This window comes from Acidovorax sp. SRB_24 (assembly GCF_012931925.1).
The window spans coordinates 62,148-68,427 of sequence record NZ_MWOM01000020.1; the positions used below are offsets into that span (position 1 = coordinate 62,148).

Annotated in this window: 5 protein-coding genes and 1 pseudogene; 3 read left to right on the plus strand and 3 right to left on the minus strand. The window is 60.9% G+C overall.

All coding sequences use genetic code 11. The annotated features are described in order from the left end of the window. Positions 1–104: 104 nt before the first annotated feature. Together B2J89_RS09545 and leuD are read left to right on the plus strand one after the other, a co-directional pair. On the plus strand, positions 105–1,505 hold the full coding sequence (locus B2J89_RS09545) for a 3-isopropylmalate dehydratase large subunit (RefSeq protein ID WP_169168850.1): 1,401 nt from the start codon (positions 105–107) through the stop codon (positions 1,503–1,505). Between the two features lie 13 nt (positions 1,506–1,518). Beyond that, on the plus strand, positions 1,519–2,154 hold the full coding sequence (gene leuD, locus B2J89_RS09550; protein WP_206041851.1) for a 3-isopropylmalate dehydratase small subunit: 636 nt from the start codon (positions 1,519–1,521) through the stop codon (positions 2,152–2,154). Positions 2,155–2,523: 369 nt separating this feature from the next. On the opposite strand, the gene B2J89_RS09555 is transcribed toward leuD, so the two are convergent. Continuing rightward, positions 2,524–2,919, minus strand: coding sequence for a helix-turn-helix domain-containing protein (locus tag B2J89_RS09555; protein ID WP_169168851.1), 396 nt, complete (start codon positions 2,917–2,919; stop codon positions 2,524–2,526). Positions 2,920–2,978: 59 nt separating this feature from the next. Between B2J89_RS09555 and B2J89_RS09560 the strand changes: the two are divergent. Beyond that, positions 2,979–3,496: pseudogene (locus B2J89_RS09560) on the plus strand (DDE-type integrase/transposase/recombinase); the annotation flags it as partial. Positions 3,497–3,574: 78 nt separating this feature from the next. Here B2J89_RS09560 and B2J89_RS09565 read toward each other — a convergent pair. Both B2J89_RS09565 and B2J89_RS09570 read right to left on the minus strand, forming a co-directional pair. Continuing rightward, positions 3,575–5,014: an MmgE/PrpD family protein gene (locus B2J89_RS09565; RefSeq protein WP_169168852.1), complete on the minus strand. Its 1,440-nt coding sequence runs from the start codon at positions 5,012–5,014 to the stop codon at positions 3,575–3,577. A 378-nt stretch (positions 5,015–5,392) separates the two neighbouring features. Further along, positions 5,393–6,280, minus strand: an 888-nt coding sequence (locus B2J89_RS09570) for an oxaloacetate decarboxylase (protein WP_205763767.1), incomplete at its 5' end; no start/stop codon positions are given.

Consider the following 6,280-nt stretch of genomic DNA (forward strand, 5'->3'; position numbering starts at 1 on the left):
ATGACCGACAGTCGAGCGAACAAGACGCGCGTACTGGTTTCCGCGACCGGTGCTGTCGGAATGCCCTGCCTGCCTCAAGCGCCCCGTTCTCTCGAAAATCTTACATGACCCATCCGCGCACATCCTTTGAGAAGATCTGGTCGTCGCATGTGATCGCCATGCTGGATGACTGCACCGCCCTGTTGCAGATTGATCGACTGTTTCTGCACGACGGCAGCATCGCTATGCGCACGCTTGCGGCTTCCGGGCGCCAGCCCGACAGCGTTACTCAAGTAGCGACCGTGATAGACCACACCATCAGTACCCGGCCGGGGCGCGGCCCAAACGACACGCGTAGCGGTGAAGGCGCCCCGTTGATTCAGTCCACGCGGGATCTGTCGCGCCGCTACGGCGTGACGTTTTTCGACGTTGACGATCCACGCCAAGGGATAGTGCATGTGGTTGCACCTGAGCGCGGCATCGCCCTGCCTGGGCTAACGCTGGTGTGCGGCGACAGTCACACCTGCACTGTGGGCGGCGTGGGCGCACTCGCCTGGGGCATTGGCGCCACAGAGAGCGAGCACGTGTTAGCCACGCAAACGCTGGCCCAAACGAAGCCGAAGACTATGCGTGTGAGCTTTGAGGGCTCGTTGGCGCCGGGCGTTGGTCCTAAAGATATGATCCTTGCCCTCATCGGCCAAATCGGCGCCAATGGTGGCATCGGCTACGCAGTGGAATTCGCCGGCCGGGTGGTTCGATCGATGGCAATCGAAGGACGCCTCACGCTCTGCAATATGGCGATTGAGTTCTCTGCCAAATACGGGTTCGTGCCGGCTGACGAGGTCACGCTAGCCTACCTAAAAGGGCGCGAGTTCGCGCCTCAGGGCGAGGCTTGGGAGCGAGCTGCCGCATACTGGCGTGGCCTCGCTACCGATTGCAGCGCAGTGTTCGATCACGAGGTGACCGTCGACTGCACCGGGCTCAAACCTCACGTCACCTGGGGGACAAGCCCGATGCATGTTGTTCCAATCGACGGCCGCGTTCCAGACCCATCGGAGCAGAATGAGGAAGGTGTGCGCGCGCAGATGAGCCGTGCGCTGGACTACATGCAGCTCTCCCCAGGCGCTGCACTGGAAGGCCTTCTGATTCAAGGCGCCTACATCGGCTCGTGTACCAATGCGCGCCTTTCGGACTTGCGAGAGGCAGCAGCTGTGTTGCGCGGACGAAAGGTGGCCTCGGGCGTCACCGCGATCTGCGTGCCTGGGTCCACCGAAGTCAAGAAGGGAGCTGAGGCCGAAGGGCTGGATCAGGTGTTCCTCGATGCCGGCTTTCAATGGCACGAAGCTGGCTGCGGCATGTGCGGCAATGGGGGTGGCGGCGAGTTCGCCGACAAGCGCGTCATTAGCACGACAAACCGGAACTTTGAGGGGCGTCAAGGTACGCGCACGCGAACGCATCTTGCCAGCCCGGCTATGGTGGCCGCTTCTGCTGTCAAGGGCTCAATCACAGACCCGCGCTCAATCTGAAAGGAGCTCCGACTTGGAAAGATTTGTAAAGCTAAGAGGGATTGCCCTGCCGATGATGCTCGTGAATATCGACACCGACCAGATCACGCCAGGTAAGGAACTCGTACGCGCCAAGCTGGACGGCAAGTATGCGCGTGCGCTGTTCTCGAATCAGCGCTACCTGGCAGACGGCAGTCCAGATCCCGACTTCATCCTCAATCGCGAACCTTGGAACCAAGCTACGTTCCTGCTGGCCGATCGCAACTTCGGCTGCGGCTCGTCGCGCGAGTCAGCGCCCAAGGCTCTGCGCGACTGGGGCTTCCGCGCAATAATCGCCCCCTCGTTCGGCGGCATTTTCTATAACAGCAGCTTCCGCAACGGGTTGCTGCCGGTGGAGCTGCCGATCGAGCAAGTGAAAGAGATCGCGCGCCAAATGCGAGCCGCCGACGGGCGAGAGCAGATCACAGTGGATCTCGAGTCCCAGACCGTGACCGCGCCCGACGGCCGGCGCTACTCCTTCAATACGCCCTCGGTATTGAGGACCATGCTGCTCGAGGGCCAGGACGAAATAGCCATCACACTGGCACGGCGCGTAGAGATCGACGCCTTTCGAACAAAGGACCGGGCGCTGCGCCCGTGGGCTTACGGTATCTCTTCGAGGTCAGCGTAGGGCGCCGGCAAAGCCGGATACCGCTGGCCAAAAAAAGCCCTCTTGCGGGTGACCTGACATTGCCGTGCGCTTCGATGCGACCACCGGGCAGCGCGGCGCGGCATTAGAACGAGGGCTTGGTTAGCTGTCGCATCCCGGATGATCGCATCGATCCAAAACACTATCCCCTCTTCATGGCCCGAGCCGTCCTGCGGGAGTTGATAGAGTCCTTGCAGTCCACCCGGGGAGCCAAGCCATGTTGATTGCCCTGCACAAGAACGCGCGCACCACCCCTGCGGTGCGTGCCGAGATCGCGGCCAGTAGCGAGACAGCCAGTGCCGGCGCGCATGTCCAGCGGGGCGGTGGCTAGCCAGGCGGCGTCGATGCGGATCATCGCAACCAGTCGTGCAGCCAGGCGGCACATGATGCGGCGTCTTCAAGCGGCCAGTTCACAGTGACGATGCCGGCATTGCGCCGGACCTCCACACGGATGTCGCGTGGCGGGCTCGCTGGCTCGGATGCCAGCGCAGGTTGTTGCACAGAAACGGACTTCAGGGCCAGGGCGACGAATTCGTTGCCAACCGCTGGCGTGCACTGGGCAAACTGCTCACGCAGCCAGCGATGAACAATGTTGGCATTGATGCCGTGCGCCAAGGCTACGCCGGCAACAGATGCGCCGCTGACTTGGCATTGCGCCACGACCTGGGTTTTGAGTTCTGGGCTGTAGTAACGCCGCTTGGGGCGTTGGGCGATCGCCTCGTTCGCCATGGTGTGCATGATTTCCATCGTGCACACGATGCCCGCTCAGTGAGGCTATCTCAAGATGGGATTGCCGGACGCATACGGACGAAAGCAGCCGGCGCTACCTGTTCGTGGCCATCGAGCGGGCCACGCGGTGGGTGTTCGTGCAACTCAAGGCCAACAAGACGGCGGCCAGCGCACAGGCCTTCCTGAAGGCATTGCACAAGGCCTGCCCAATCAAGATCAACAAGCTGCTGACCGGCAACGGCAAGGAGTTTACGGATCGCCTATTTGCCAGCAGGGAGCGCGAGCCCAGCGGCAACCATGAGTTCGACCAACTGTGCCAGGAGTTGGGCATAGAACACCGGCTGACCAAGCCCAGAACCCCAGAACCCCAGAACCAACGGCATGGTGGAGAATTTCAACGGGCGCATCGCCGATGTGCTCAAGACGCACAGGTTCAACAGCCGTGAGGACATGGAGGAAACCTTGCTGCGTTACGTGGCCCTGTACAACCACCTACTGCCGCAGTCAGCACTGGGCAGCCATGAAAGATTGGTATCAGGAGCACCCACATCTGTTTCATAAGCGACCATATGATCGTCCGGGATGCGACAGTTAGCGCAGCATGGGGGAGCAGGTCGGCACGAACACCGGAGTGGGCAGCTCACTCCCCCCGAGCCACGCGTTCATACCCGGTTTAGTCGAATGGGCCTCGGACCTGCGGCACTAGCAGGTTCACGAGTGGTCGCAGGTCGGAGAGTGAGTCCATTGCTAGCACCAAGTCCGCAATATCTTTCTGCCGATGCACGTCCATGAGGCCGGCAGTGAGTTCCTCGTACTTGCGCCGAATTTGGTCATTGGTCATCGGCGCTGCCACCGTATTGCTGGCAGTGCGAAAGTCCTCCAGCACCCTGCCGTCCTTCAGCGACACGCGCATGCGCGTCGTGTTGCGCTTGAGTGGGCCGCCAACGTCGAATTCCGGCTGGTGCCAAGCGAAGATCCTCGGAATCAGGGCCCAGACATCGTCGCTATCGATGCGCTGCGGAGAGAACTGCGCCACCATCGCCGCGCCGTCAATCAAAGCCGCCGCCAGGGCGTAGCCGACGTTCATCTGTGCCGCAATCGGTGTGATCGGTCGCTCTAAATTCCACCAGCCGTGGTGATACGCCGCATGGCTCATCTCGACGTCAATCCGCTCGACTTCGTCGGCAGCGAATTGGTCTTTTTTAAGTAAGGCGAATAGGCAATCCAGTGGCGCGTGCAACGCCCCCATCGCGGCGTAAGGCTTCACGACAATCCGCTCCGTTTCCCATCGTTCGCCGAGTTCGGCGCACACCTGTGATGAATCCGGATTGTGTCCCTCTCCGAAGGTCGACAGGAAGCCGCCGTACTCGCGTTCGAAGACTCGTTTGATGCCGGTGTATCCCCCACGTGCGAGGTGAGCTGCGTACAGGCCATTACGAGCCGAAAAGCCGTGGTGCATTCGCTTGCTCATCGCTTCGTACTGAGCCGCCATCAGGCCGCAAGACTGCGTGCCAGCGAGCCCCAACGCATCTTCCAATTGCGCAGCATTGAGTCCCCAAAGCTTGCCAGCTGCCGCCGCGCTCGCGTGCGTGCCGAACACTGCGCCGGAGTGCCAACCCCGCGACAGCATTTGACCGCCATGTAGCGCAAGGCCGACGCGTGGCCCGGTTTCAAAGCCAGCGATCGCGGCGAGCAACCAGTTTGCGCCGTCGATCGGCGCGTCCATGTCTGCTGCCGCCAGCAGCGAGGGAATCACCAGAGAAGCGCTGTGCAGCGGCGCCTGAGGATGGAAGTCGTCGAGTTCGAAGCCCTGGATGAAGGTGCCGTTCAGCAGCGCCGCACCCGGCGCGCTGGTCTGGCGGTCGCACCCTATCAACGGTGAGGTTCCGGTACCCTCCATGCTGCAAACCAAGTCTGTTGCTAGGCGTGACCACGGCAACTGCGCTCCTACAAGCGCACAGGTAAGGCCATCGAGAATAAGGTGCTTGGCGCGCTCCTGCACGTGCGTAGGCACCTGATCCAGCTTGACATCGGCCAGCCAGGTCGCGAGCTTGACGGTAGGGCCCGCGATCGGCGCGGTAGTCGGGGTATTTGATACTGATGAGGGAGTCATTCAGGAGATTTTCGTAAGCTGGTGTGGAGTGACGAGATGCTGATGCTGATGCTGATGAGTTCGGGCGTCGTACGCCCGGCGAGAGGGACGTTGATCAAGCTTGGACCGTCGGTCACCAAGGACAGGACTCCAAGTATAACATCATAATGACATAATAAATGCGTCCGTGTTAGTGGCATATCGCGCTTGGCGAAGTTATCGAGCATCCCCTTCCGATTACGCAAGATGTACTTACTCAGCCAGGCCCTTGACCAGCATCGTTTCCTGCAGTCGCTCACTTGGCTTGAGCGCTTCATTCACGATGGCCCGGACTATTGACTCAGCCCGGGTTGGCCTGCCGAGAGTAGTGCGGATTGTCATTCTGGTTTTAGGCTGCCGTCAGCCTTCGCCACCCGAATAGCGCTTCTCGAGCTCGCTCACTTCCTTCATGCCCATGATCGCCGGGATACCCAGTGCGAAGGGCAGGATCATGTCGCTCAGACCTCGCACGCTTCCGTCGCGCTTGATTCGCGACAAAGCCTCTTGCATCGCGAAGAGCGCCGCTCGTACGAGCGTGCCTGGGAGGCTCACGCGCGCCACGCCGAGCGCCTGCAAGTCGGAGAAGGTCAAATCGAACTTCGTCTTGCCGCCTTCCACGATGTTGATGCCCACTGGTCCGTTGATCCCCTTCACCACCGCCTCGATTTCTTCCGTCGAACTGACGCCCTCGACCATCACCATGGTCGCACCGACCTCCAGGAACGCGTTGCCGCGCCGTACTACCTCGTCCATGCCGGCTACGGCGAGTGCGTCAGTGCGAGCGTTGATGACGAAGTCGCGGTCATTCCTTGCGTCGCAGGCGGCCCGTATCTTTGTCACCGCCTCGTCGAAGCCGATGATCTGCTTGCCTTCCAAGTGACCGCATCGCTTCGGAGACACCTGATCTTCGATGTTGATGCCCGCCGCACCTGCGCGCTCGAACGCTTGCACGGTGTAGTACGTATTGACCGCATTCCCGAAGCCAGTGTCGCCGTCCGCCATGACCGGAATCCCTACGTTCTCGACGATATTCCTGGTCGCGCAAAGCATGTCGTTCATGGAAAGCATGCTGTAGTCAGGTCGGCCAAGATACGCCGCCGAAATACCAGAGCCAGTGCACTGGATCGAATCGAAGCCCGCCCGCTCTATGAGCTTGGCACTGATGGGATCGTAGGCTCCAGGCATGACAAGGATCTCGGGGGAGCGAATTAGCTCCTTCAAACGCGAAGTGAGGCGCATGGCGGGTTT

Coding starts and splice junctions, on each gene's coding strand:
- B2J89_RS09545 (WP_169168850.1), top strand. CDS start 105: ATGACCCATCCGCGCACATCCTTTGAGAAGATCTGGTCGTCGCATGTG.
- B2J89_RS09555 (WP_169168851.1), bottom strand. CDS start 2,919: ATGGAAATCATGCACACCATGGCGAACGAGGCGATCGCCCAACGCCCC.
- B2J89_RS09565 (WP_169168852.1), bottom strand. CDS start 5,014: ATGACTCCCTCATCAGTATCAAATACCCCGACTACCGCGCCGATCGCG.